The sequence below is a fragment of the Burkholderia paludis genome (assembly GCF_000732615.1).
GTDB lineage: Bacteria > Pseudomonadota > Gammaproteobacteria > Burkholderiales > Burkholderiaceae > Burkholderia > Burkholderia paludis.
This window is the reverse complement of the sequence record NZ_JPGL01000012.1, coordinates 121,144-145,063: the sequence shown is the minus strand read 5'-3', so window position 1 is coordinate 145,063 and position 23,920 is coordinate 121,144. Positions and strand designations below refer to the sequence as shown.

The 23,920-nt window shown below is 69.9% G+C and carries 26 protein-coding genes and 1 pseudogene; 7 read left to right on the top strand and 20 right to left on the bottom strand.

Going from position 1 to position 23,920, the window contains the following annotated elements; translation table 11 throughout:
• Window positions 1-49: 49 nt before the first annotated feature.
• From GQ56_RS0108980 to GQ56_RS0108960, 5 genes are all read right to left on the bottom strand, one after another.
• Window positions 50-943 carry an amino acid kinase family protein gene (locus GQ56_RS0108980; RefSeq protein WP_031398341.1) on the bottom strand — a complete coding sequence of 298 codons (894 nt, stop codon included), beginning with the start codon at window positions 941-943 and terminating at the stop codon, window positions 50-52.
• Window positions 944-990: 47 nt separating this feature from the next.
• Window positions 991-1,512: a PTS sugar transporter subunit IIA gene (locus GQ56_RS0108975; protein WP_031398340.1), complete on the bottom strand. Its 522-nt coding sequence runs from the start codon at window positions 1,510-1,512 to the stop codon at window positions 991-993.
• A 133-nt stretch (window positions 1,513-1,645) separates the two neighbouring features.
• The gene (locus tag GQ56_RS0108970) at window positions 1,646-1,864 is read right to left on the bottom strand and encodes a hypothetical protein (protein ID WP_235212668.1); all 219 of its coding nucleotides are present in this window, start codon (window positions 1,862-1,864) and stop codon (window positions 1,646-1,648) included.
• A 57-nt stretch (window positions 1,865-1,921) separates the two neighbouring features.
• Window positions 1,922-2,293, bottom strand: a complete 372-nt coding sequence (locus GQ56_RS0108965) for a DUF6697 family protein (RefSeq protein ID WP_031398338.1) — start codon at window positions 2,291-2,293, stop codon at window positions 1,922-1,924.
• A gap of 456 nt (window positions 2,294-2,749) precedes the next feature.
• Entirely contained in the window at window positions 2,750-3,433 is a 684-nt protein-coding gene (locus tag GQ56_RS0108960; protein ID WP_052007238.1) for an O-methyltransferase, read from the bottom strand.
• Window positions 3,434-3,528: 95 nt separating this feature from the next.
• Here GQ56_RS0108960 and GQ56_RS0108955 point away from each other — a divergent pair, with 95 nt between their 5' ends.
• Window positions 3,529-4,431 carry a helix-turn-helix domain-containing protein gene (locus tag GQ56_RS0108955; RefSeq protein ID WP_031398336.1) on the top strand — a complete coding sequence of 301 codons (903 nt, stop codon included), beginning with the start codon at window positions 3,529-3,531 and terminating at the stop codon, window positions 4,429-4,431.
• 28 nt (window positions 4,432-4,459) lie between these two features.
• On the opposite strand, the gene GQ56_RS45850 is transcribed toward GQ56_RS0108955, so the two are convergent.
• Window positions 4,460-4,690: a hypothetical protein gene (locus tag GQ56_RS45850; RefSeq protein ID WP_152601705.1), complete on the bottom strand. Its 231-nt coding sequence runs from the start codon at window positions 4,688-4,690 to the stop codon at window positions 4,460-4,462.
• Window positions 4,691-4,832: 142 nt separating this feature from the next.
• On the opposite strand from GQ56_RS45850, the gene GQ56_RS43015 reads away from it, so the two are divergent.
• The 3 genes and pseudogenes from GQ56_RS43015 (at window position 4,833) to GQ56_RS39265 (ending at window position 6,745) form a co-directional block, all read left to right on the top strand.
• Window positions 4,833-5,666 (top strand): tetratricopeptide repeat protein, encoded by an 834-nt coding sequence (locus GQ56_RS43015; RefSeq protein WP_081894876.1) that lies wholly within the window; start codon window positions 4,833-4,835, stop codon window positions 5,664-5,666.
• Window positions 5,656-5,910: a PAAR domain-containing protein gene (locus tag GQ56_RS40895; RefSeq protein ID WP_075122904.1), complete on the top strand. Its 255-nt coding sequence runs from the start codon at window positions 5,656-5,658 to the stop codon at window positions 5,908-5,910. Before GQ56_RS43015 ends, GQ56_RS40895 begins: the two co-directional genes overlap by 11 nt.
• A 117-nt stretch (window positions 5,911-6,027) precedes the next feature.
• Window positions 6,028-6,745: pseudogene (locus GQ56_RS39265) on the top strand (IS6 family transposase).
• A gap of 138 nt (window positions 6,746-6,883) precedes the next feature.
• On the opposite strand, the gene GQ56_RS0108930 reads toward GQ56_RS39265, so the two are convergent.
• From GQ56_RS0108930 to GQ56_RS0108885, 10 genes are all read right to left on the bottom strand, one after another.
• Window positions 6,884-7,498 carry a LysE family translocator gene (locus GQ56_RS0108930; RefSeq protein WP_031398334.1) on the bottom strand — a complete coding sequence of 205 codons (615 nt, stop codon included), beginning with the start codon at window positions 7,496-7,498 and terminating at the stop codon, window positions 6,884-6,886.
• Between the two features lie 134 nt (window positions 7,499-7,632).
• Entirely contained in the window at window positions 7,633-8,598 is a 966-nt protein-coding gene (locus tag GQ56_RS0108925; RefSeq protein ID WP_031398333.1) for an AraC family transcriptional regulator, read from the bottom strand.
• A gap of 192 nt (window positions 8,599-8,790) precedes the next feature.
• The gene (locus tag GQ56_RS0108920; RefSeq protein WP_031398332.1) at window positions 8,791-9,282 is read right to left on the bottom strand and encodes a DoxX family protein; all 492 of its coding nucleotides are present in this window, start codon (window positions 9,280-9,282) and stop codon (window positions 8,791-8,793) included.
• Window positions 9,279-10,127, bottom strand: a complete 849-nt coding sequence (locus tag GQ56_RS0108915) for an HvfC/BufC N-terminal domain-containing protein (RefSeq protein ID WP_052001043.1) — start codon at window positions 10,125-10,127, stop codon at window positions 9,279-9,281. The genes GQ56_RS0108920 and GQ56_RS0108915 overlap by 4 nt, the downstream gene beginning before the upstream one ends.
• A gap of 16 nt (window positions 10,128-10,143) precedes the next feature.
• The gene (locus tag GQ56_RS0108910) at window positions 10,144-11,121 is read right to left on the bottom strand and encodes a hypothetical protein (protein ID WP_031398330.1); all 978 of its coding nucleotides are present in this window, start codon (window positions 11,119-11,121) and stop codon (window positions 10,144-10,146) included.
• Between the two features lie 16 nt (window positions 11,122-11,137).
• Entirely contained in the window at window positions 11,138-12,094 is a 957-nt protein-coding gene (bufB, locus tag GQ56_RS0108905) for an MNIO family bufferin maturase (protein WP_081894882.1), read from the bottom strand.
• A gap of 76 nt (window positions 12,095-12,170) precedes the next feature.
• A complete protein-coding gene (locus GQ56_RS0108900; RefSeq protein ID WP_031398328.1) occupies window positions 12,171-12,503 on the bottom strand; it encodes a BufA1 family periplasmic bufferin-type metallophore in 333 nt (110 codons plus the stop codon).
• A 291-nt stretch (window positions 12,504-12,794) separates the two neighbouring features.
• Complete coding sequence (gene groL, locus GQ56_RS0108895) at window positions 12,795-14,435, bottom strand: chaperonin GroEL (RefSeq protein ID WP_031398327.1); 1,641 nt, start codon at window positions 14,433-14,435, stop codon at window positions 12,795-12,797.
• Window positions 14,436-14,447: 12 nt separating this feature from the next.
• Window positions 14,448-14,738, bottom strand: coding sequence for a co-chaperone GroES (locus GQ56_RS0108890; protein WP_031398326.1), 291 nt, complete (start codon window positions 14,736-14,738; stop codon window positions 14,448-14,450).
• Between the two features lie 142 nt (window positions 14,739-14,880).
• The gene (locus GQ56_RS0108885; protein WP_031398325.1) at window positions 14,881-16,164 is read right to left on the bottom strand and encodes a lipase family protein; all 1,284 of its coding nucleotides are present in this window, start codon (window positions 16,162-16,164) and stop codon (window positions 14,881-14,883) included.
• A 364-nt stretch (window positions 16,165-16,528) separates the two neighbouring features.
• On the opposite strand from GQ56_RS0108885, the gene GQ56_RS0108880 reads away from it, so the two are divergent.
• Window positions 16,529-17,209: a class II aldolase/adducin family protein gene (locus GQ56_RS0108880; RefSeq protein WP_031398324.1), complete on the top strand. Its 681-nt coding sequence runs from the start codon at window positions 16,529-16,531 to the stop codon at window positions 17,207-17,209.
• A gap of 120 nt (window positions 17,210-17,329) precedes the next feature.
• Window positions 17,330-18,448, top strand: a complete 1,119-nt coding sequence (locus GQ56_RS0108875) for a sigma-54 interaction domain-containing protein (protein WP_031398323.1) — start codon at window positions 17,330-17,332, stop codon at window positions 18,446-18,448.
• Here GQ56_RS0108875 and GQ56_RS0108870 read toward each other — a convergent pair.
• Genes GQ56_RS0108870 through GQ56_RS0108855 form a run of 4 tightly spaced genes read right to left on the bottom strand, consistent with a single transcriptional unit; the run spans window position 18,439 to window position 22,282 of the window.
• Window positions 18,439-19,227 carry an ABC transporter permease gene (locus GQ56_RS0108870; protein WP_031398322.1) on the bottom strand — a complete coding sequence of 263 codons (789 nt, stop codon included), beginning with the start codon at window positions 19,225-19,227 and terminating at the stop codon, window positions 18,439-18,441. The two genes, GQ56_RS0108875 and GQ56_RS0108870, sit on opposite strands and share 10 nt — an antisense overlap.
• A gap of 16 nt (window positions 19,228-19,243) precedes the next feature.
• Window positions 19,244-20,059 (bottom strand): ABC transporter permease, encoded by an 816-nt coding sequence (locus GQ56_RS0108865; RefSeq protein ID WP_031398321.1) that lies wholly within the window; start codon window positions 20,057-20,059, stop codon window positions 19,244-19,246.
• Window positions 20,059-21,174, bottom strand: coding sequence for a PhnD/SsuA/transferrin family substrate-binding protein (locus tag GQ56_RS0108860; RefSeq protein WP_031398320.1), 1,116 nt, complete (start codon window positions 21,172-21,174; stop codon window positions 20,059-20,061). Before GQ56_RS0108860 ends, GQ56_RS0108865 begins: the two co-directional genes overlap by 1 nt.
• A 31-nt stretch (window positions 21,175-21,205) precedes the next feature.
• Window positions 21,206-22,282 (bottom strand): ABC transporter substrate-binding protein, encoded by a 1,077-nt coding sequence (locus GQ56_RS0108855; protein ID WP_031398319.1) that lies wholly within the window; start codon window positions 22,280-22,282, stop codon window positions 21,206-21,208.
• 453 nt (window positions 22,283-22,735) lie between these two features.
• Here GQ56_RS0108855 and GQ56_RS0108850 point away from each other — a divergent pair, with 453 nt between their 5' ends.
• Window positions 22,736-23,908, top strand: coding sequence for an LLM class flavin-dependent oxidoreductase (locus GQ56_RS0108850; protein ID WP_031398318.1), 1,173 nt, complete (start codon window positions 22,736-22,738; stop codon window positions 23,906-23,908).
• Window positions 23,909-23,920 lie beyond the last annotated feature (12 nt).

Here is a 23,920-nt window from a genome sequence, read left to right as displayed (position 1 = left end):
GCCGGCGGCGGCCCGCAAGGGTCGCCGCCGGCGCTTCATGGCCGCGCGGTCAGAAACGCACGACCTGCTTCTGCTCGACGCTGAAGCCGTCGCGCAGCACGCTGGCCGAATCCGCGAAGTAGCGGCGGGTTTCCGACAGCAGGTCGGTGTTGCCGCGCCGGCAGAACACCACCCCCGATCCTTCCTCCGTCAACAGTTCGTCGATCAGCGATTCGGGTTGCCCGAGATCGGCGAGATGGACGTTCTGCACGCCGTGCGCGAGCGCATCGAGCGCGTCCCGCACGCACGGGGCCGCCGCCGCCGCCGGATGCTCGGCAAGCCATTGCTCGAGCTCGGTGATGCCGTACAGCCCCGCCAGTTCGCCGAGTTCGCCCAGCAGCGTGCCGTTCACCATCATCACCAGCGTGACGGCGCCGGTGCGCTGCGCGAACAGGCTGCCGAGCCGTTCCGGGCGCAGCAGGCGATCGCGGCCTCCGTCGTCCGGGGCGACCGGCATCACGACGGGCACCAGCCCGTTCGCGAGAAACGCATCCAGCGCGGCGCCGTCGAACCGGGCGACCGCGCCCGTGCCGTCGCAGCCGGATTCCGCGCTCGCGACCAGCAGGCCGCCGTCGTGGCCGTCGATGCCGATCGCCCTCGCGCCGTGACTGCCGATCAGGCGCACCAGTTCATGATTGACGCCCGCCATCTCGGCGTGCACGACGTGGATCGACGGCGTGCCGGACGCGGCCGGCACGCCCTGGATCACGATCGGACGCACGCCGGTGAGTGCGAGCAGCGCGACGTCCTGCGCGAGCGACTGGCGCGCGCGCGCGTCGTTCGTCGCGCCGCCGTCGACGATGACGACGGTCTGCCCGTGCAGCGCCTGCATGAACGGCAGCGAGCGGGCCAGGCCGGCGACGCGCCGCGAGGTCGGAATGGGACTTTCAGGGTCTGGGAACATGGGAATCCGAAGTAATGAAGAGGGGCCTGTCGCCGCGCCGTGCGGCGTCAGTTCGCGCGTTGCATGAGACGGTGAATGTCGTCGGGCGTCAGCGCATCGCGCGACGCCTGCCGGAACGGACGGTCGCTGAAGCAGCGCGCCGCGTCGGCGAGCAGTTCGAGGTGCGCGCGGTCGTCCTCCTTCGGCAGCACCAGCACGATGAACTCGCGCACCGGCTTGCGGTCCGGCGCGTTGAACGCGAACGGGTACAGCGCGCGCACGAACAGCGCGGCGGCCGAGCGGAGCCCGTCGACCCGCGCATGCGGAATCGCGACGCCCTGGCCGAGGCCGGTCGAGCCGAGCTGTTCGCGCTTCGTCAGCTCGGTCCGGATGCGCTCGGCGGACACGCCGCTGCCGCGCGCGATGTACTGCGCGGCGAGGTCGAACAACTGGATCGCGCTTTCGACCGGCACGTCGAGCAGGATGCGCTCCGGCGGACACGCGTGCGCGAGCCGGGTCGCGAACGGCGTGCCGCCGCGTCGATGGGGAAGGTCGGATGGGCCGCCGGCGGCGGCCTGTTGCGTTTGCATGCGGATTTCTCCGTGTCGGGATGACAGGGAAATCCTAGACAAAAGCGCGTAAAGACGGTGTCAGAGACGCGGGGGCCCGGTATTAAAATGTCGTATCGATCGACGGCCGATGCCGGGCCCGGCACGCGCGGCTTCAGGTGCCCGACAGCACGAACGGCAGCGTCGCCAGCAGAAACACCGAAATGCCGATCACGGGCGCGTCGAACGCGATCGCCGCGAACGCCACCGCGGCGCTGGCCAGCACGAGCGTCCGCGACATCCTGCGATGCCGGTCGTGCGCGATCGTCCGGTCGTCGCGAATGGCATCGGTTCGCGCGCCGATCACGTGTTTCCAGAACGTGAAGCCAAGCATGATTGCTCCTGTATGAAAGACGCCCGCGCCGGGCGCGGGATGCGCCCGGCCGGCGCGTCAGCTGCGTTTGAGCTTCAGCACGCGCGAGATCTGTGCGGGCGTGAAGCCGCTGTTGCGTACGTACGGCGCGCAGTCGAGCGGCGCGGTGAGCGATTCGCTGACGACGTACTGGCCGACGAAGCGGTACGCATCGGTGGCCATCCGGATGAACACCGGGATCGCGTCGCGCTGCGCGGCGAGCGTCCTGCCGGCCGAGCGCGCGGACGCGCTGCCGTCGCACAGGATCACGTCGGGCGCATGCGGGTTGAGGTCCGCGCGCAGGCAGGCGGCCACGACCCTGCCGTTCCTGGTCGGCAGGAATGCCTGCTTGCTGCCGCCGCAGGCGGTGTGGATGAATTCGCGCGTGTATTGCTTGTCGATTTCGAACATGATCGGGCTCCGGTGGCGGAAATGTCCGCCTTTAAATAAGGGATGCGAAACATATCGACCGGATCGGCGGCCGGCTGCGGGCAGGCGATCGATCGTTGCCGGTACGGTGGATCGATGGCGCGTCGTGGCACGGGTTTGCCCCGCGGGCACGCTTGCGCGCACGATGCGCGATCAACGCATCGACGTCGTGTTCAAGCGTGCGCGGGAAGGACTACGGCGCGCACCGTCCGCCTGTCGGCAGGACGGTGGCTATGGAAGAAGGAAGCGCAGGCGTCCTGCCTGTCAGGCAGAAAAGCAACTCGGAGGGCGAGGACTTCGGATGCGCATGGTGCGTGCTCGTTGGTGGATGGCGAACCTATTCTAGTGAACGCACGCGCGGGCGCAAGTAAAAAGGTCGTAAAGTCGCGCGCGGCGGGCGGCGGGCGGCGCGTGCCCGGCCGCCCGCGCGCGCGGCCGTCAGCCGCGCAGCAGCAGCGTGCACGGATGCAGCGCGCCGAGCGCCTGCGTCAGCAGGTCTGCCGACCGGTAGCCGTTGCGCGGTTCGCGCACGTGGTCGAGGAACGCGCGGGCGCCGGCCATGCCGGTGTTGTCGGCAACGACCGGCGCGCCCGTGGCGAGATCCGGCTCCAGCAGTTGCAGCACCGGCAGGTACGCGGATTTCTCGCCGTCGAGCAGCACGAACCCGAGCGGCCCGCCGAGCGGCCGGCGCAGCGTGTGCTCGGCGAGCCCGGTGCGGATTTCCACGAGATCGTCGAGCCCCGCTTCGCACAGGTTGCGGTGCGCGCCGTCGGCTTTTTCCGCGTTCATTTCGGTCGTGACGAGCTGGCCGCCGCCGTTCGCGCGCAGCGCGGCGGCGATCCAGATCGTGGAGATGCCGAACGACGTGCCGAACTCGACCGCCATGCGGGCCCGCGTGGTTCGCACGAGCAGATGGAGCAGCATGCCGAAATCGGGCGTGACGGGCAGGTAGGCGTCTTTCATCGCGTCGTAGAACCCGGGGGCGCCCTCGTCGAGGCCGCGCGCGAGGGCGGCTTGCCGGGCCGGCGGGTCCGCGCGCAACGTCGCGGCATAGAGGCGGTGAAGCGTGGCGTCGATTCGCGTATCGCCGATAAAATGGCGGGGCAGGTTGTCGGTAGGCATCGTCGGGTCCTGTGTGAATGGGATGCGGCGATGGTCGCGCGTCGCGCGCGCGGCGGATTGTAAATAGGTGACACGCCGGTTCGGCACGGATACCCATGCAGATGAAACGAGAGCGGCAACGGAACGCGGTGAGCTATCACCTGCTTTGCGACGGCCTGACGCTGCGCGCCGGCGGCGGGACGGCGCTGTTCGCGCACGCGGTCGCGCGGACGGTGTCCGGGCTCGTCACGCACGCGCATTACGCGGGCGCCGCGCAACGCGCGGACGGCGTGCTGTCGGCCGCGGCATTCAGGCGGCAACTGGGTGTGGCGATCTCGGTCGACGCCAATCCGGTGGCCGCACTGTTTCCGCCGTCGTTGTGCGCGGCGGATTTCGAGGCGCGCTGGAACGCGCTGGACCAGGCGTCGGCGTTCGGGGTGCGGACCGCGCTCGAACGCTTCGGCGCCGGCGACGGCGCGGTGCGCCGGGTTGCCGGTGCGGGCGGTCGCGAGGCGGCCTGCCGGGCCGAACGGATGCATCAGCTGCTCGACCTGCTGTCGAGCCGGCGTCCGGCGGCGGGCGTCGACGACGCGCGCGCGATCCTCGCGCTGTGCGCCGATCTCGGGGCCGGCGGGGGCGCCACCCGCGACGTGCTCGAGCGGCTGCACGACGATCCGGGCGCGAGCGTCGACGCGTGCGCGGCGGCGGCCGGCGTGTCGCTGCGCACGCTGCAGCGGCAACTCGGCCGCGACGGCGTGCGGTTCGCCGCGCTGAAGCAGGCGGTGCGGATTTCACTGGCCGGATACCGGATGCGCAATCGCGACGAGTCGCTGACCGATACCGCGATGCATGCGGGCTTCTACGACGCGGCGCACATGATTCACGCGTGGCAGCAGGCGTGCGGGATCCGCCCGGCCGTCTATCGTTCGATCGCGCGGCTGCCCGCGTCCGGCAGCCGGCCGGCCGGCGATGCCCGCGCGGCGGCGGGCGATGCCGGAGGCGCGTGCGGGCCGCGTTGAAAGATCGTCGGGTCGTGCGCGGCGTGCGTCACGTGCATTGCCACAGATGCGCACTGGTGCGGCACGGCGCGCACCAGAACGTGTAGTTCGCGCCGCCGCTGCCCCACAGCCATTCGCCGCCGTCGACCTGCGGAAGATTCGAATCGATCTGCATCACGAAGCGCATCCCGCGGCCGCAATCCGGGTACCACTCCTTGAAATCGAGCCGGGGGCCCAACTGGTTAGCGACATTCCAGAGCCGGATCGGAAGCTGACCCAAGCGGGACTGAAGCTTGTGCCGCTGGGCGACCCAAAAAGTTCGCGCTGGGTGAAGGTGCAGCCGAAGAGCGTGACAAATCAACCAGCTAAGGGGAAACACAAGGTTGTTTCGGAACGAGTGAAAGCGCAGCGGGAGCTTGTCAATGAGAAAGATTACTGAAATATCGATTTTAGGGTTGTTTGTTTTTTACCCTCTGTTTGCGAATGCCGAGGGATCGGTGAAATTCTATTCCACTCAGGGAGCAGATGCCGCGTTGGCTCAACGTGACGGTAGTTATACGCTGACGCTTTCTGGTGGGGCGCCGGCGGCAGGCGCGTCCACTTCGGCAGATTGCTATATCAGATCCAAGGATCTAAAGCTGGAAAAGGGCTCTCTTGATGGAGAACTTGCTCCAGTTCATAATGAGGTCGCCAATCTTAGTGCAAGAAGCGTCGTGGGTCATCGCATGGTCGCGAGTGTCAATAATTCGACGCTAGAGGTAAAAGAGGCGGCCGTTCAAGGTATTTGCGCCGATGATGTAGATCTTACCGGCGCGTACAAAATTGTGAGCGGTGGGGATAGTCTTAGGAGGAAGTATTCCTATTATCTTTCCATGGTGCATTCTGAGGCGATTATTTTTCTGAAAAGCAACCTCCCGGGGGATGCTGTTGACATTCTTTCCCCATACGTAACCTCGTATCAAGAAAAGTGGCTGCATGAGAGAAATACGCGTGATATCTTGATTTCATCGCTTAACGACTATGCATACGCCCTTCAGCTTGTTAAGCGGAACGGTGAGGCGGTTTCGATTTTGGAAACGGTGTTATCTGTTGCTCCAAATAGAGCAGTGGCTTGGCTTAATATTGCTGATTCGTATTGGGATTTGGGTGACTCACAGAAGGCACGTCCGGCATATAAGAAATACGTAGATTTGATGACTAGGTCGGGAAGCGCTGAAAAGATTCCTGCTCGGGTAAATGAGCGAAATGTCAATTAATCTCATCCGTATCGGAGACAGCACTGATCATGGCGGCAAAGTTGAAACAGGTTCCGCAACCATGCGTTTTGACGGCCGCTACGTCTCTCGTAAGGGGGATCGAGTGTCTTGTCCGCAGCACCCCGACGTTTCGCCTAACGTCATAGAGGAAGGCGATTCTTCGATGACGGACGGCGGTATCCCGATTGCCCGGCATGGGCATCGGGCGACATGTGGATGTCACCTCATCTCAAGCCTGATCTGAAAGTGTGGCGCGATTGTCGCGACCCCGTGCGCGATGAATGCGCACTGGATGCGATGGCTCTGTCGCAATAAGGCGGGAAGGGTAGAGTCGTCGACCAGAAATGCTGGAAGCGCCTTGATGACGAAGCCGCCGAAGACACCCCGCAGGACCCTGCCCGCAGGGATAACCAAGGTGCCAAGCGCCTGCACTACCCGTTGGACGTGATCCTGCTGTGCGCGCTGGTACGTGGCCTATTCGCTGAGCCTGCGCGATCTTGAAGAAATGATGGCTGAGCGTGGCCTCGCTGTCGATCACTCGACCGCGCACCGCTGGGTCCTCAAGCTGCTGCCGCTGATCGAGAAGGTGTTTCGCCGTCGCAAGCGCCCGGTTGGCAAGAGCTGGCGCATGGACGAGACTTACATCAAGGTGCGGGTCAAGTGGACATACCTCTATCGCGCGGTGGACAAAGCCGGCAACACCGTCGCCTTCCTGATGCGCGCTGCCGCGACAAGGCTGCGGCCCAGCATTATTTCGAGAAGGCGATCGGCCAGAACGGCGTACCCGATACAGTGACCATCGACAAAGGTGGCGCCAACCTGGCCGCACTGCATGCGGTGAACGCGCAGCGCGAGACGCCGATGAAGATCCGCCAGACGAAGTACCTGCACAACATCATCGAGCAGGACCACCGCGCGATCAAGCGGCGCACCCGACCGATGCTCGGGTTCAAGAATTTTCGTTGCGCCGTATCATCCTGTATGGCATCGAAGTGATGCACATGATCAGGGAGGGGCAGATGCAGGGCGAGGCCATGACGCGAACCGCTGCTGAGCAATTTTATTCATCGGCCATGTAAGCAGTCCTTGGCATATCGAGAAACACTCATCCTTTCGTCCCTATCGCGACACAACCGTTTGCGCGGTCGGCATGGCAGGCGAGCGGAGACGGTTCGAGGAAGCGGCGCCCCGCGTGAGCGAAGCGCCGGGCGCGCGTATCAGCGGCCGGCCAGCATCCGCCCGCCGATGCCCGTCAGCAGCAGGCCGGCCGCCGTGTCGAGCACGGCCTTGCGCCGCACCAGCAACCGGCGCACCGACGGATGCGACGCGAGCAGCGCCATCGTGCAATACCAGGCGGCCGAGATCGCGACCGACAGCGCGACGACCGCGAGATCGAGCCATGCCGGCGCATCGGCCGGCACCATCAGCGCGAAGATGCTGCCGTAGAAGGCGACGGATTTCGGGTTCGTCATGCTCACGACGTAGCCCTTTTTCGCGGCGCGCCAGTCGGACGCCGCGGCGGGCGCGGCGGCGGGCAGCGGCTGGCGTGCGGTCGCGATCATCTTCAGGCCGAGCCAGATCAGGTACGCGGCGCCCGCGAGCCGCAGCGCGGTGTGGACCCACGCGACGTGGGTCACGAGCAGGCCCAGCCCGGCGATCGCGATCGCCGCCCAGGTGCCGGACGCGGCCGCGAGGCCAAGCCCCGTCATCACGCCCGCGCGGCGCGACACGACGGCGGTCGACGTGACGATCACGAAGTTCGGGCCGGGGCTCGCGACGCTCAGCAACAGGACGCCGGCGAGCGGCAGCAGGGTGTTCAGGGTGGTCGACATGGGCGGGCGGGGCGGTGGGCGAGCGTTCATCTTACCGGAGCGAGGTGCGGCGGAGCCGGCCGGCGGTCGGGCGCGCGCCGTCGCCGGGCGTCCCGCGCCGCGCACGCCGGGCGGCGTTCACGCGGGGCAAACCTTTACGTCGCGCACCGGATGCCGCCGCCGGCCTTGCGTGCCGCGCGCCGCCGGCCGTAGTCCCGCGCGAACGCGGCCGGCGTGCAGCCGACGTGACGGTGAAAGCGCCGCGTGAAGTGGCTCTGGTCGGCGAAGCCCGTCATCAGCGCGACGTCCGCGAGCGGCAGGTCGGTCTCGACGATCAGCGATTGCGCGCGGCGAATCCGGCAGCGCTCGACGAAGCTGCCGGCCGTCATGCCGGTGCTGCGCTTGAACAGCCGCGTGAAGTGGAAGCGGCTCACGTTGGCGATGCCCGCGAGTTCGTCGAGCCCGATCGGGCGGTCGAGGTTGTCCTCGATGTACTCCGTGAGCCGCGCGATGTCCTTCTTGCCGAGCGGCGGCGCGTCGGCCGGCACGACCGGCTCGAACGCGTTGTAGCTGCGCAGCAGGTGCGCGGCGAGCGCGGCCGACAGCTGATCGGCGATCAGCGCCTGCGCGGGATGCGGCGCGCGGCCGAGTTCCGCGACGAGCACCTGCGCGATGTGCTCGATCACCACATCGCGCGTCGAGAACACGTTGAGCAGCTCGATGGAAGCCGTGCCGCGCCGCCCGAGCTGTTCGCCTGCCGCGGCGATCAGCGCGGTGGGGATGCGCAAGCGCGCGGTGGCCGACGCGTGGCCTTCCCACAGCGAGTCGTAGCCGGCCGGCATCAGCATCGACACGCCGGCGGAAATGAGGCTTTCGTGCACGACGCCGTCGCGCCCCTGGACGAGCCGCGCGCTGCCGTACGGGCAGTAGCAGATCACGTGGTGGTCGAGCGGCGGATAACGCTCGGAGACATCGGGCAGCGGGTCGTACATGTCGACCGTGACGCCGGCCCAGCCGCGCTCGCGCGTGGTCGCGAACGGGCGGTGCGACAGTACGTTGACGATCTCGTCGATCGACACCCGGGGCGCCTGCTCCGGGTGCGGGTAATGCGTGTCGGCCATCGTTGCCCCCATTCACGATGTGCGTCGGATGCGTTGCAGCCGGCGGGCCGGCTGCGCGCATCGATGGTAGCACCGACGTGCGGGCGATGCCGGGGGGCGAAAGCGGATCATGCCCCGATTCGGCCGCGCGGCGGGCGGCCGGTGGCCGGCGGGGCGCGCTTGCGGCAGGGCGTGTGGGGGCGCCGGCACCCGCTAGCGCGCGGTGCGCCGGTCGACCAGGCGGTCGAGCGACAGCGGCCCCGGGCCGAGCGCGAGGATCGCGACGGCGAGCGACGCCCAGTACAGGTGGAAGTTCGCCCAGCCGTCGGGAAACACGAGCTGGATCACGCCGGTCATCGCCAGCAGCCCGAGCGCCGCGAAGCGGGTGGCGAGCCCCACGACGAGCAGCGCCGGCAGCACGATTTCCGCGACGGCGACCACGAACGCGAGCGCATCGGGCGCGGGCAGGCCGATCGCCGCGCCGAACACGTGCAGCTTGAACTGGTTCTCGAACAGGTAGAGCGTGCCGCCGGAAATCGACAGGAAGCCGTCCCAGCGGGTCAGCCCCGAGCGGAAGAACGGCAGCGCCAGCGCGACGCGCAGCAGCGGCGGCGCGACGAGGCCGGCGGCCGCTGCGAGGCCGCCGATGCAGCGGCGCAGCACGCGTTCGAGCTGGCCGGCGTGCGGGGGAACGATCGCGCTCATGGATGCCTCACGGTGCAGGGGGGAACGGGGGCGTCGGCCGGCGGCCCGCCGACGACGGCGCCCGCGTCGAACAGCATGGCCAGCGCGCCGGCCGGATCGAAGCCGGGCGCGTCGGCCAGCGCGGCGTCGAGCGCGCCGACGATGCGCGCGCCGGCCGCGAGCGCGGCGATGAACGCCGCCGCGCCGGGCGGCAGCCTGCGCACCTCGACGTCGGCGGCCGGCCGCACGACGAGCGCGTCCTCGCCGCCCGCGTCGAGATCGACGGGCGCCGGCTCGCCGCTGTCGATGTTCATCCGCCAGATGCGGACGACCGGAAAGCGCGAGCGGACGATCCGCACGGACGGATGCAGGCCCAGGACGAGCGACGGCAGCCGCTCGGGCGCGATGCCGGCGAACGCGGCGGCCGCGAGCGGCGCCGCGTCGGCCGCGTGATACGCGACGGCCCACGCGTGCTCCAGCCGCGCGACGTCGCCCAGGTACGGCAGCGACGCGGCGGGCTCGAACGAGTCGACGAACGCGCCGAAGCCGTCGCCGTAGTGGAGCATGACCGGCGAGCGCGGCGGGTGACGCGCCGCATACGCGCGCGCCATCGCCGCGAAGAACGCGTCGCCGACGATCCGGCAGGTCGCGGGAAAGGCGGCCTTCAGCGCGTCGGCGAGGCCGGCGATCACGTTGTTGCGGTACACGGCGAAGCGGCGGAGGTCGGGCAGGCCGTCCGGCCCGACCAGCCCGGGCGGGACCGCGCGATCGGCGTCGAGCAGCGCCGCGGCGAAGGCCGACTGGCGCCCGCCGAAGTCCGGCGCCGGGCGCGCGCCGTGTGCGGGCAAGGAAGTCGGGGCTCGCATGGCGGGCGTCGGCACGTTATGCCCGTTGCGGCCGCTGCAGCACGTTGGTCCAGAGCCGCCGCAGGCTGTCGACGCCGCCCGCGGTCGAACTCCACAGCGTCGTGTCGCCGACCAGCAGCGTGCCCGCGAACGCGTCCGCGCGCGACTGCAGCAGTGCGTCGAACGTGTCGTGCGCGAGCGCGAACGGATGCGGCGGCGCGGCCGGGTCGATCGTCTGGCGCGCCAGCACGTCGAGCTTGCCGAGTGCGTCGCCGTGCCGTTCGAGGTGCGGCAGGTGCGCATGCAGGTTGAACGTCGCGACGCCGTCGAGCAGGCGCAGCCGGTCGAGCGCGAGGTCGGCGTCGATCGGCGCGGGCGCGCCGTCCGGCCCGGCCGCCGGCCGCAGCCCGAAGCGGTTCAGCACCGGCACGCCGAGACCGGCCAGCAGCGCGCGCGCGAAGCCGCCGAAGCGCTGCTGCGGCGGGATCGTCCGGTCGCCGTGGTGCAGGAAATCCGCGAGCTGGTGGTCGAGCCAGCGCTCGGGCGCCAGGCCCGACACGTCGCCGATGTCATGATGCGGGCACACGAACGCGACGTGGTCGGGTCGCGACAGGAAGCAGCGCAGCGCGTCCACCTCGGCGAGGCTGGCGATCTGCGCGGTGCGCAGCGAATCGAAGCTGATGACGATCAGCGTGTCGACGTCCCGCAGCAGGTCGGCGTCGAGCGCGACGAGGCGGCCGTCGTCCGCGACGCGCTCGACCTGCACGACCGGCGCGCCGGTCAGCGCGCCGGCCAGCTCGACGAACGCGGTGAAGTTGTGCTTCATGATGTGATCGAGAAACCCCGCGACGCTCTGGTCGAACTGCTCGGGATCGGCCAGCTCCGCGAAGCGCGGATAGCTCATCCGGCGGCTTTCGAACAGCGTCGGGAACCGGTTCTCGATGACGCCGAGCGGCGCGCCGGTTTCGCCGGGACGGCTCCAGGCGTAGTACACGAGGACTTTGCGTGACGGCATCGCGGATCTCCGCAGGTTAGAGGGGGGCGCGCCCAGGCGACGGGCGCGACGGGGCAGCAGGGGAGGCAGGCGCGGCTGGCGTGGCGGATGCGGCGGGCGTTGCCGCATGCGCGGGCCCGCGCCGCCGCATGACCCGCTCCGCGCGCGCCGCCTGCGCGTGCAGCGTCGCCCAGTCGGGCACCTGCGCATCCCATTCGATCAGCGTCGGCACCGGGCCGATCCGGTCGATCGCATCAGCGTAGAGCGCCCACACGGATTCGTCGACCGCGCGATCGTGCGTGTCGATCAGCAGCGGGCGGCCGCGCGCGTCGGCCTCGCGCGCATGGCCGGCGAGATGGATCTGCCTGACCTGCGCGAGCGGATACGCGTCGAGATACGCGACCGGGTCCCATCGCTGGTTGATCGACGACACGAACACGTTGTTGACGTCGAGCAGCAGCGCGCAGCCGGTGCGCCGCACGATCTCCGCGATGAAGTCCGGCTCCGCGTAGCTGCTTTCGGCGAACGCGAGATAGGTCGACGGGTTTTCCAGCAGCATCTGCAGGCCGAGCGTGTCCTGCACCTCGTCGATGTGCGCGACGACGCGGCGCAGCGTCGGCGTCGTGTAGGGCAGCGGCAGCAGGTCGTTGAGGAAGCCGGCGTCGTGGCTCGACCATGCGAGATGCTCGGAGAACAGCGCCGGCGCGTAGCGCGCGATCAGCGCCTTCAGGCGCCGCAGGTGCGCGGTGTCGAGCGCGCGCGCGCCGCCGATCGACAGGCCGACGCCGTGCAGCGTCAGCGGGTAGCGTTCGCGCACCGCGCCCAGGTAGCGGTGCGGCGGGCCGCCGTCGCCCATGTAGTTTTCGGCGTGCACTTCGAAGAAGCCGACGTCCGGCCGCATGCCGACGATCGTCCGGTAATGCCCGGCTTTCAGGCCGACGCCGGCGCGGCCGTGCAGCGCGCTCGCGGCGCGGGAGGCGGAGGGTTCGGACACGATCACGGCAGGGCTCCGGAACAGGTCGGCGGGCGCGGCACAGCCGGGGCGCGGAGCCCCGGCCGCACGGTGCGGATCAGGCCTTCGGCGACAGGCTGCCGGGGCCGTTCGGCGTGGACATGGCCGTGCAGGTGCCCTTCGGCACGAGCTTGAACGCGTTGCCCTGATAGTCGGTGGTGCTGGTGCCCGCGCAGGTGGTGCCCGCGCCGGCATAGCAGTCGTTCTGCCCTTTCAGGGCGGTACCGAAGCAGGGCTCGACCTTGCCGGACTTGACGAGCACGGTGTGCTCCGCCTGGATCTTCTTCTGCGCGTCGGTGAACTGCTGCGCGCCGGCCGGCACTGCGGCGAGCGCGCCGAGCGCGGCGGCGAAGGCGCTGACGACGAGCGCCGATGACGATCGTTGGGACATACGGATTCCTCCAGCGAGTTGGGTTGCGTGCGATGTCGACGACGGCAAACGGAACGCGTCGGCGGCAATGAAGGAGGCACATCCTTCGCACGGCGCCGTGGGTGGCCGGCACTGCGTGGCCGCGATCGAAAAGTAACGGATCGGCCGGAGCGGGGATTGAACGATGTTGCGCTTTTTGGTTTGCGATTGCGGACTTTGCGGCGGCGAAAAAAAAACGCGTGACGACCGGAGTCGTCACGCGTCGTGCGTGCGTGTGCGGCCGCGCGGGCGAACCCGCGCGGCCGCGGTGCGTCAGAAGTCGAAGCCCGGCCCGCCCGCGCCCGGGCCGCCCGGCGCGGCAGCCGGCGCCGCGTCCTTCGGCGCTTCGAACACCGTCGCGTCGGTCGTCAGCAGCAGCCCCGCGACCGATGCCGCGTTCTGCAGCGCGGTGCGCGTGACCTTGGTCGGATCGAGCACGCCCGATTCGACGAGGTCGCCGTACTCGCCCGTCTGCGCGTTGTAGCCGAAGTTGCCGCTGCCTTCGGCCACCTTCGCGACGACCACGCTCGCTTCCTCGCCCGCGTTCGCGACGATCTGGCGCAGCGGTTCCTCGAGCGCGCGCAGCACGATCTTGATGCCCGCGTTCTGGTCGGCGTTCACGCCCTGCAGGTCGCGGATCGCCTGGCGCACGCGGATCAGCGCGACGCCGCCGCCCGGCACGATGCCTTCCTCGACGGCCGCGCGCGTGGCGTGCAGCGCGTCGTCGACGCGATCCTTCTTCTCCTTCACCTCGATTTCCGTTGCGCCGCCGACCTTGATCACCGCCACGCCGCCCGCGAGCTTCGCGACGCGTTCCTGCAGTTTTTCACGGTCGTAATCCGACGTCGCCTCGTCGATCTGCACGCGGATCTGCTTCACGCGCGCCTCGATGTTCTTCGCATCGCCGGCGCCGTCGATCACCGTCGTGTTTTCCTTGCCGACCTCGATGCGCTTGGCCTGGCCCAGCTCGGCGAGCGTCGCCTTCTCGAGCGTCAGGCCCGTTTCCTCGGCGATCACCTGCCCGCCGGTGAGGATCGCGATGTCCTCGAGCAGCGCCTTGCGGCGGTCGCCGAAGCCCGGCGCCTTGACCGCGACCGTCTTCAGGATGCCGCGGATGTTGTTCACGACCAGCGTCGCGAGCGCTTCGCCCTCGACGTCTTCCGCGATGATCAGCAGCGGCCGGCCCGACTTCGCGACCTGTTCGAGCACCGGCAGCAGGTCGCGGATGTTCGAGATCTTCTTGTCGTGCAGCAGGATGTACGGATTCTCGATCTCGGCGATCTGCTTGTCGGGATTGTTGATGAAGTACGGCGACAGGTAGCCGCGATCGAACTGCAGCCCCTCGACGACGTCGAGTTCGTCCGCGAGCGACTTGCCGTCCTCGACGGTGATCACGCCTTCCTTGCCGACGCGGTCGATCGCCTCGGCGATGCGCTGGCCGATCGATTCCTCGCCGTTCGCGGAGATCGTCGCGACCTGCGCGATTTCCTTGCTGGTGGTGGTCGGCCGGCTGATCTTCTTCAGTTCCTCGACGGCCGATGCGACGGCCTTGTCGATGCCGCGCTTCAGGTCGAGCGGGTTGAGCCCGGCCGCGACGTATTTCTGGCCTTCGCGGACGATCGCCTGCGCGAGCACGGTGGCCGTCGTGGTGCCGTCGCCGGCCGCGTCGCTGGTGCGCGACGCGACTTCCTTCACGAGCTGCGCGCCGATGTTCTGCAGCTTGTCCGCGAGTTCGATTTCCTTCGCGACCGACACGCCGTCCTTCGTGACGACGGGCGCGCCGAAGCTGCGTTCGAGCACGACGTTGCGGCCCTTCGGCCCGAGCGTGACCTTCACCGCGTTCGCGAGAATGTTCACGCCTTCGGTCAGCCTGGCGCGTGCGACGTCGCTGAAAATGATTTCCTTCGCTGCCATGATTGCACTCCGTTATTGGTTGACGACCGCGACGATGTCTTCCTCGCGCAGTACCAGAAACTCGTTGCCGTCCAGCTTGACGGCCTGGCCCGCGTACTTGCCGAACAGCACGCGTTCGCCGACCTGCAGGTCGGGCACGATGCGCTGGCCGTCCGCATCCTTGCGGCCGGGGCCGACGGCGATCACTTCGCCCTGGTCGGGCTTTTCTGCCGCGCTGTCGGGGATCACGATGCCCGACGCGGTGGTGGTTTCCTGGTCGAGTCGCTTCACGATCACGCGGTCGTGCAAGGGGCGTAGGCTCATAGGTTGGTCCTGTGCGGTTCTGTCGAAATGGGCTGGCACTCTTTAACAGAGAGTGCTGACGAGTATAAAAATGCGCGGCGCCGCGATCCAATAACGGATTCGGAAATGCATTCGCGCCGTCGTGCAAAGCGCCGCGCGCCCGCTATTGCGCCGTCGCCTGCTGCGGGGCCGGCGTGCAGACCGGCCGGATCGTCTCGCCGGCGAGCACGCGCTTCACGAACGGAATCGAATCGGCGAGCGACGCGTTCACGGTGCCGTTGTGCTCGCGGCCCGCATACAGGTGCGCCTCGACCGTCGTGCCCGCCGCGCACGCGTCCTTCGCGAGCGCGAGTTCGAGCGGCGCGAGCCCGTCGTCCGCGCCCGCGCCGATGAAGACGGGCGTGGCGAGCTTCAGTGTCGGGTAGGTCAGGTACGCGTCCCACCACGCCTTCAGCCGCGCGTCGCCGCCGGGCTTCACGGTGTTCGCGTGCGTGAGGTGTGCGAGCGCCGCGTCGTCCTCGAGCGACGCGAGGCAACTGATGCGCGCCTGTTCGAGCAGCGGCAGCGCCCGGTCGGTCAGCACCTCGTCCGCGCGCAACGCAGGGTCGATCTGCTGCGCGGACAGCACCGAGTAGAACTGGTACGCGAGCGTCGGATCGACGCGGTCGGGATCGCGCCGGTAGGCCGTCTCGAACTTCGGCAGCGACGCGAGCGTGGCGGGCGACGCGTTGTAGATCGTCCCGGTGGCGACGGTCGCGCGGATCGCGAGTTCGGGGGCATAGACGGGCGCGTAGCCGGCCGCCGCGACCACCGCCGAGCCGCCTTGCGACTGGCCGACGAGCACGACCGCGTTCGCGAGGCCCGGCACGCCGCCGAGCACCGCGCGCACGCTGTCGAGCAACGTGTAGCTGTTCGAACGATTGTTGAGCTGCGGATTCGGGCCGGGCGTGCCGAGCCCCTGGTAGTCGGTCGCGACGACCGCGAACCCTTGCTGAAGCCACGCGTTCAGGTAGCGCACGTCGCGATACGAGCGGCCGAACCACGACGGCGCGCAGATGTCGGCCATGCCGAACGTGCCGTGCGCCCAGGCGACGATCGGCCAGCCGCCCGCCGGCGGCGTGCCGCGCGGCACGAACAGCGCGCCCGATACGGCGATCGGCGTGCGGCCGCCGACCCCGTCGGTCGATGCATACAGGATGCGCAACTGCCGGCCGGCGCTCGCGAGCCCGAGCGTCGCCGGCAGCGGCTCGGAACGCAGCAGTACGCCGGGCGTCGCCGGCACGTCGCGGTCCCACGTGTAGAACGCGGACACGCGGCCGTCGCCCTGCAGCGGGTCGGGCGCCGGGACGCGGCCGGGCGCGGCCGCGTGCGAGGGCAGGGACGATACGGCGAGCGCGGCGGCCAGCAGCGTGCGCGCGGCACGGCCGCGCAGGGGGAGAAGCGTCATGGTCGGATGGAAGTCGATGAGATCGGATCGGATGCGCGGGACAACGCGCGCGCCGACCACGACGCAAGTTTCGAACCAGCGCGCGCGATGCGCGTCGCGGCGGGCGATCGGGTCGCGCGGCGCGTGTCGCATGCATGCGCCGGCTGCGTGCCGCGCAGCAATCCGGGCCGGCCGGTTGTTGCTCCCGCAACAAGGGCGAGGCCGCCGGTTGCGCGCCGGGCATCCCGCGTCGCGCGGATGCGCCGCCGCACGGACGCCCGATGCCCGCGTGCGCGGCTGGCACGATTGCTGCTGATCCTGTTGCCGTGCGTCGCCGCGTCGCGACGCGAGCCACTCCGTCCACCCGATCAAGGAAACCGTCCTCATGCCAGCCACCCAAGCCATCGACAGCGCCGAACTCGCGGCATTCGCCGAACGCGCCACGCGCGAATTCACGCAGGCCGCGCGCGTGCTGAAGGACACGCGCACGCTGTCCGCGACCAACACGTTTCAGGCGTTCGAGCGCGTGCCGGGCGCCGAGCTCGTGGTCGCGCTGTCCGCGCCGAGCCCGTGGGCCGCGTCGCAGGAGATCCAGCCGGTCGTCGTGACGTTCGACGGCGACGTGCTGCACGGCGACGCGCGCGCGGGCGGCAACGGGCCGCGCTACGCGGACGTGTTCCGCGAGGCGCCGGAAGTCGGCGTCGTGATTCACGTGCACGGCCCGTACCTCGGCGCGTGGGCGAGCGCGCATCGCCCGCTGCCGATCCGCTACGCGCCCGCCGCGCGCTACACGCGGGCGCGCGAGATTCCGGTGTACGTCGATCGCCGCCCCGGCGAGCCGCGCTTCATCGTCGACACGATCCGCCGCGATCCCGAGGTGCCGGCGATCATCGAGGCGAACGGCGGCGCGACGTTCTGGGGCCGCTCGATCCTCGACGTGTCGAAGTACATCCTGATCCTCGAGGAAGCCGCGTATTTCCAGGCGCTGGCGGAGCCCCTCGGCGGCGCGCTCGAATTCGGGCCGGGCGCGCTCGAACAGCAGTGGAAGATGACCGGCCTCGCATGACGCCGCGCGGCGGCCGGCGCAATCCGGCCGCCGTCATACCGATAGCTCGATGAATTGGTTCGTGGCCGGCGCGCGCCTTGCTATCGTCGAACCTTCCCCGTTCAACACGCCGGTCGTGCCATGGCCATCTTCAGCTTGCCGGACCCGACTTCGCATGCGATCACGATCCGTGCGAAGGCGCTGACGTTCGACGATCCCAAATCGCGGGTGCTGCTCGAGCGCATCCAGCTCGTCGCGCCAAGCGACGCGACCGTGCTCGTCACCGGCGAGAGCGGCACCGGCAAGGAGCTGATCGCGCGCCTCGTGCATTCGCTGAGCGAGCGCGGCGACGGCCCGTTCGTCGCGGTCAACTGCGGCGCATTCTCCGAGACGCTGATCGAGAGCGAGCTGTTCGGCCACGAGCGCGGCGCGTTTACCGGCGCGATCAACAGCCAGCCCGGCTGGTTCGAATCCGCGAATCGCGGCACGCTGTTTCTCGACGAGGTCGGCGACCTGCCGCTGTCCGCGCAGGTCAAGCTGCTGCGCGTGCTGCAGGAGCGCGAGGTCACGCCGGTCGGCTCGCGCAAGACCGTGAAGATCGACGTGCGGCTCGTCGCGGCGACCAACGTGAATCTCGAAGCCGCGGTGCGCGCGGGCAATTTCCGCGAGGATCTCTACTACCGGCTCAACGTCGTGAAGCTGAGCCTGCTGCCGCTGCGCGAGCGGCCCGGCGACATCGCGCCGCTGATCGAGCATTTCGTCGACACCTACGCGAAGCGCCTGAGGGTCGCCGCGCCGGCGCTGACGGACGCCGCGCGGGCGCGGCTGCATGCGCATGCGTGGCCGGGCAACATCCGCGAGCTCGAGAACGTGATCCACCATGCGGTGCTGATCTGCGCCGGCGGCGCGATCGACGTGGGCGACCTGCAGTTCTCAGCGTTGTCGCTCGCGCCCGACACGAACGACGCCCGCGGCGCCACGGCCGCGCCGCCGCGCCGCGCGCGCGACGTGGCGGAAGCGACCGACGCGCTGCGCCATGCGGTCGTCGAACTGCTGGATCTCGGCACGCCGTCGCTCTGGCAGCACATCGAGGACACCGTGTACCGCAGCGTGTTCGACTACAGCGAACACAACCAGCTGCGCATGTCGCGCCTGCTCGACCAGTCGCGCAACATCGTGCGCGCGCGCCTCGCGCAGCTCGGCATCCTGAAGCCGCGCGACGCGGGCGACGCCGACGCGCGACTGCGCCGTCAGGCGTGATCGCGCCAGCGCAGCGCGCGCCGGGCAAGCCGCTCGCATAGCGCGCTCATGCCGACGGCGAGCGCCGTCACCCCCAGCACGCACACCAGCAGCACGTCGGCGCGCGCGCCGGCCTGCGCGTTCTGCATCAGGCTGCCGACGCCGGCCCCCGCGTTGAACAGCAGCTCGCTGCTGGTCGCGGTGATCCACGCGAACGGCACGGCCTGCAACACGCCGGCGAACAGGTCGGGCAGCGCGCCCGGAATCAGCACGTCGCGCCACAGGCCGACGCGCGTCAGGCGATACGACTGCGCCAGCTCGACGTAGCGCGGATCGACGCGGCGCAGCCCGTCGAAGCTCGCGGTGGTCATCGGATAGAACGCGGCGAGCGCGATGATGAACACCTTCGCGAATTCCCCGGTGCCGGCCCACAGGCTCAGCAACGGGATCAGCCCGAGCAGCGGCACGTAGCGCAGCGCCTGGAACGCCGGTTCGCCGAGCTTGCGCGCGAGCGTCGAGCGCGCCATCGCCGCGCCCGACACGAGCCCGAGCGCGACGCCGATGGCGAGCCCGAGCGTCGTGCGGCGCAGGCTCGCGCCAAGATCGGTGGCGAGTTCGCCGCTGCGCGCGAGTTCGACCAGCGCGGCGCCCACCTGCTGCAACGGCACGAACGCGTATTGATGGGCCGCGTCGCCGGACGACGCGTACTGCCACGCGGCGACCAGCAGCGCCGGCACGACGAGGCCGCGCGCGCGGCGGCGCAGCGCGGGGAACGGGAAACGGGGTGTCGCGAGGGGCATGTCGAAACCTGTGCGTTCAATGCGCGGGCGTCTGCCAGCGCAGGGCGTAGCGTTGCACGCGCGCGATCGACCGGTCGAGCGCGAAGCCGACCAGCCCGATCACCGCGACGTCGATCAGCACGACGTCGAGCCGCAGCATCTGCCGCGCCAGTTCCATCATCTGGCCGATCCCGCTGTCGGCGCCGAGCAATTCGACCGCGACCAGCGCGAGCCACGCGCGCGCGAGCGCGATCCGCACGCCGGTCAGCAGCGGCGGCAACGCGGCCGGCAACAGCACGTCGCGCAGCAGCGCGAAGCGGCCGAGCCCGTAGTGGCGCGCCATCTCGACGAGGTCGCGCGGCGCGTCGCGCACGCCGGTGTACGCGGCCAGTGCGACCGGGAAGAACACGGCCTTGCCGACGACGACGAGCTTCAGCGGCTCGTCGATGCCGATCAGCAGGATCAGCAGCGGAATCAGCGTGAGCGTGGGCACCTGCCGCAGCAGGTCGAACGTCGGCCGCAGATAGTCGGAGAACAGCCGGCTGCGCGCGAGCAGGACGCCGAACGCGGCGCCGCCGGTCGCGCCGATCGCGAAGCCGAGGGCCAGCCGGTGCAGTGTGATCAGCAGGTTGTCGCGCAGTTCGCCGGTCTCGATCAGCGTGCGCAGCGTCGTCGCAAGCCGCCCGGGCGGCACGACGAGCTGCGGCGGGAACCAGCGCTGCGCGCTCGCGAGCCACCACAGCGAGAGGAAGGCGACGGGCGTGGCCCACCACAGCGCGTGCCCGCCGAGCCGTGCGACGGCGGGCACGCGGCATGCAAGCGCGCCGCTCGACGCGAAGGCGTGCCGCGGCATCAGCGGCTCGCGACGCGCGCCGCGTCGGCGCGCCAGTAGCCGTCGAGGCCGAGCTGTTTGAGCGCGGTCGACACGAAGGCCGGCGCGAGCAGTGCGTTCACGTCGACCGGCGTGGAGGTCAGGCCGGCCTGGCGGCTGTACGCGATGACGTCGCGGTAGTGGCCGGTCAGCGCGGGCGTGAAGAGCGGCGTCCACTGCTCCTTCCACGGCGTCGCCTCGTCCGCGTATTCGCGGCGCACGACGCTTTCCGGCTGGCCGGACGCGCTCAGGATCTTCACGTACGCGTCGCGGTTCTGCGGCTGCGAGATCCAGTGCGCGGCGCGCACGTAGGCCGTCGCGACGAGCTGCGTGATGTCGGGGTAGCGCCGCACGAAATCGTCGGACGCCCACAGTTCCGCGCGCATCTTCCAGTCGTCGGGCGCGCGCTTGGTCGACCAGATGATCTTGCCGACGTTCCTGTCGACGAGCGAATACGCATCGGACAGCGTGAAGAAGCCGTCGACGCGGCCGGCCGCGACGGCCGCGGCGCCGGCCTGCGGGTCGAGGTTGTAGATCCTGAAATCCGACAGCTTCAGCCCGTTCTCGGCGAGCAGCTTGCTGAAGGTGACTTCCCACGGCCGGCCGCGATTGAGCGCGATGCGCTTGCCCTTGAGATCGACGATCGATTTCGCGCTCGAGCCGGCCGGCACGACCAGGTACGTGTTGCTGCCCACGCCGCCCGGCACGATCAGTCGCGTGCGCGTGCCCGATGCGTTGACGACGACCGACGGCAGGTCGCCGTAGCCGGCGAAGTCGATGCTGCCGTTCGTGAACGCCTCGTTGACGAGCGTGCCGACCGCCGCGGTCGAGACGGGCACCCATTGCAGCTGCACGTGCCGCGCGGCGAGCGCCTTCTCGAGCGACTTGTCGGCGTCGATGAGCGCGGACGCGCCCGCGTACTGGGTCTTGCCGCCGCTTGAATACGCGACGACGGCGATCCGCACGACCTTGGGCGCGTCTTGCGCATGCGCGGCGGGCGTGGCGAGCGTGGCGAGCGATGCCGCGGCGAGCGGCAGTGCGGCGAGCAGCGCGCGCAGCGGGCGGCGCAGCGAGGCGAGGGAGAACGTGTGTTTCATGATGGTCCGGGGCAGGGGGCGGAAAAGGGGCTCACGCGCGCTTTTGCAGCGACGGCCGCAGCACGTCGGCGAGCGGGCGCGGGTCGATCCAGTCGGCAACGTCGAAGTCGGCTTCCAGGAAGCCCTGGTCGTGCAGGAAGGTCTTGAAATCGGCGAGCGCGGCGATCGATTCGTCGTCGAGGTTGACGCCGAGGTGGCGGTGCAGCTGGTTGCCGTACGCCGCGCGGACCCAGTCGATCGACGATGCGGTTTCGCCGGCCACGTAGTGCGCGGTTTCGTCGGGATGCGCGCCGGCCCACTCGCCGGCGGCGACCACGAGCTTCAGGAAACCGGCGACGATGTCCGGATGGTTCGCGAGCACGTCCGCGTTGACCGTCAGCGGGCGCGGCGTGCCGTTGTTGTTGCGGATCGCGCGCTCCGGATGAAAGCCGATGTCGATCACGACGTGCGCGCCGATCAGCTGGGCGATCTCGAGGCCGGTCGAGCCTTTCACGTAGATCGCGTCGACCTCGCCGCGCAGCAGCGCGCCGGCCTCGGCCGCGTACAGCGCACGGCTCGAAAAACCGTGCGGCGACGCGAACAGGTCCGCCGCGCGCGCCGGCCCGACGGACTGCAGCGTGCGGGCGCGCACGTCGACGAGTTCGACGTCGCGCGCGCCCAGCCCGTCGAGGCTCAGCGCGTTGAGGAAGCCGCGCAGCGCCGACGCGCGAAAGATGTCGATGCGGTCGTCGGGGCGGCTCGGGATCGCGAGGCGGCGCCCGCGCAACGCCTTCACGGAACGGATGCCCGACTCGGGCCGCGCGAGGATCAACTGCGATTCGTCGACCCACGACAGCCCGATCACGCGCGTGTTCGCGCCGTTCGAGCGCGCCCACATCGCGGGGATGCTGCCGCCCTGCCGAAACGACTGCGTCAGCGTGTGGTCGCTGATCGACGACACGTCGTGCCGCGTGGCGCCGCGCGGCGAGCGGATCGCGACGCCGTCGGCGGACGTCTCGCCGTTGAGCCAGCCGAGATGCACGGCGATGCCGAGCGGGGTCGGCACGGGCGAGCGGGCGTACCAGAACGTCTGCTGCTTGTCCGATGACGAATCGGGCCTGTCTGTCATGGGTGATTTCCTGTCTGCATGAGCATGGTCGAAGTGCGGTCGCGCACGGCGTCGCTGGCGCGGGCCGGTCAACGTCGCAAGTTCCGGGCCAGTGGCCGGGCGCGGCGCGGCCGCACGCGGCGCGGGGCCCGCGCGCGCGGCACGGCGCCGGTGGCGGTGCGCGGCCTGTTGCGCCAGCAACAGTCGCGCCGGCCGCTGTTGCGCGCGCAGCACCCGTGCGGCCGGCGCAGCAGCGCGGCGCGGGCCGGTTGCGATGCGATCGGCGGCGACCGGCGCGCGTCGTCCGGTTGCCGTGGAGGCCCTGCCCGCAAGGCGCCGCGCGCCCCGCCTGCGGCCCGGGATGCGCGATGCCGCGCGCGTTGGCACACGGCGTGCTTTAGAGCGCAGCACACGCACGGCACGCCGGTGCCGCATGCAATCCGCAATCCGAACGGTCCGACCAGGAGAACCCCGATGGCTGTTGAATTCTTGTGGCGCCTGCCGATGCACGGCGACGGCAGGCGCGCACACGACCTGCATACGCGCGGCGAATGGAACCGCCAGCGCGCGTCGCGCGTCGCGCCGAAGATCGACGACGACGCATTTGGCTACATCGACTATCTGTCGCAGGTCGCGCGTGCGGCCGACATCGCCGGCTTCCACGGCGCGCTGATTCCGATCTTCCGCTTCACGGAGGAGCCGTGGGTCGTGGCGGCCGCGCTCGCGCGCGAGACGCGCCGGCTGCGGCTCCTGATCGCGCTGCAGCCGCACTTCGTGCATCCCGTCTACGCGGCGCAGATGGCCGCGAGCCTGCAGCGGATCAGCCGCGGCCGGGTCGAGTGGAACGTCGTCACGGGCGGCGGCGGCCCCGACCAGCGCGCGTACGGCGATTTCATCGATCACGACAGCCGCTATGCGCGCACCGACGAATTTCTCGACGTGGTGAAGGGCGTCGCGGCGGGCGAGCCGTTCACGTTCGACGGCCGGTTCTATCGGGTCGAGGCCGGCGGCCTGCTGCCGCCGCTGAGCGGCCAGCAACCGCCGCGCATCTACCTGGCGGGCGCGAGCGACGCCGCGCTCGCGGTCGCGGCGAAGCATGGCGACGTTCACCTGAGCTGGGGCGAGCCGCTCGCGAAACAGAAGGAGGTGATCGATGCGGCGCGCCGCGCGCTCGAGCGCCAGCACGCCGCGCGCGACCTGCGCTTCGGCATGCGCATCGACATCCTCGCGCGCGAGACGGAGGAGCAGGCGTGGGCCGAGTTGCGGCAGATGTTCGCGACGGTCGGCGCGTCGACGCGCAACGGCTTCGGCGGGCGCGGCGAAGCGTCGGAATCGGTCGGCGCGAAACGGCAGTTCGCGCTGCACCAGGGCAACACGCAGCACTTCGACGACCTGATCGTCGGCCCGAACCTGTGGGCCGGCATGTCGCAGATCCGCGGCGGCCCCGGCTGCGTGATCGTCGGCAGCCACGAGCAGGTGGCCGAACGGCTCGCGGAGTACGTCGACATCGGCGTATCGACGTTCATCCTCGCCAGCAACCCGCATCTCGAGGAGGCGTATCGCGTGGGCGAGGAAGTGCTGCCCCTCGTCGACGGCGCGCTGAACACGCGCGGCACGCGGGCGGCGCTGCGCGCGGCCGGCGCGTGAGCGCCACGACAT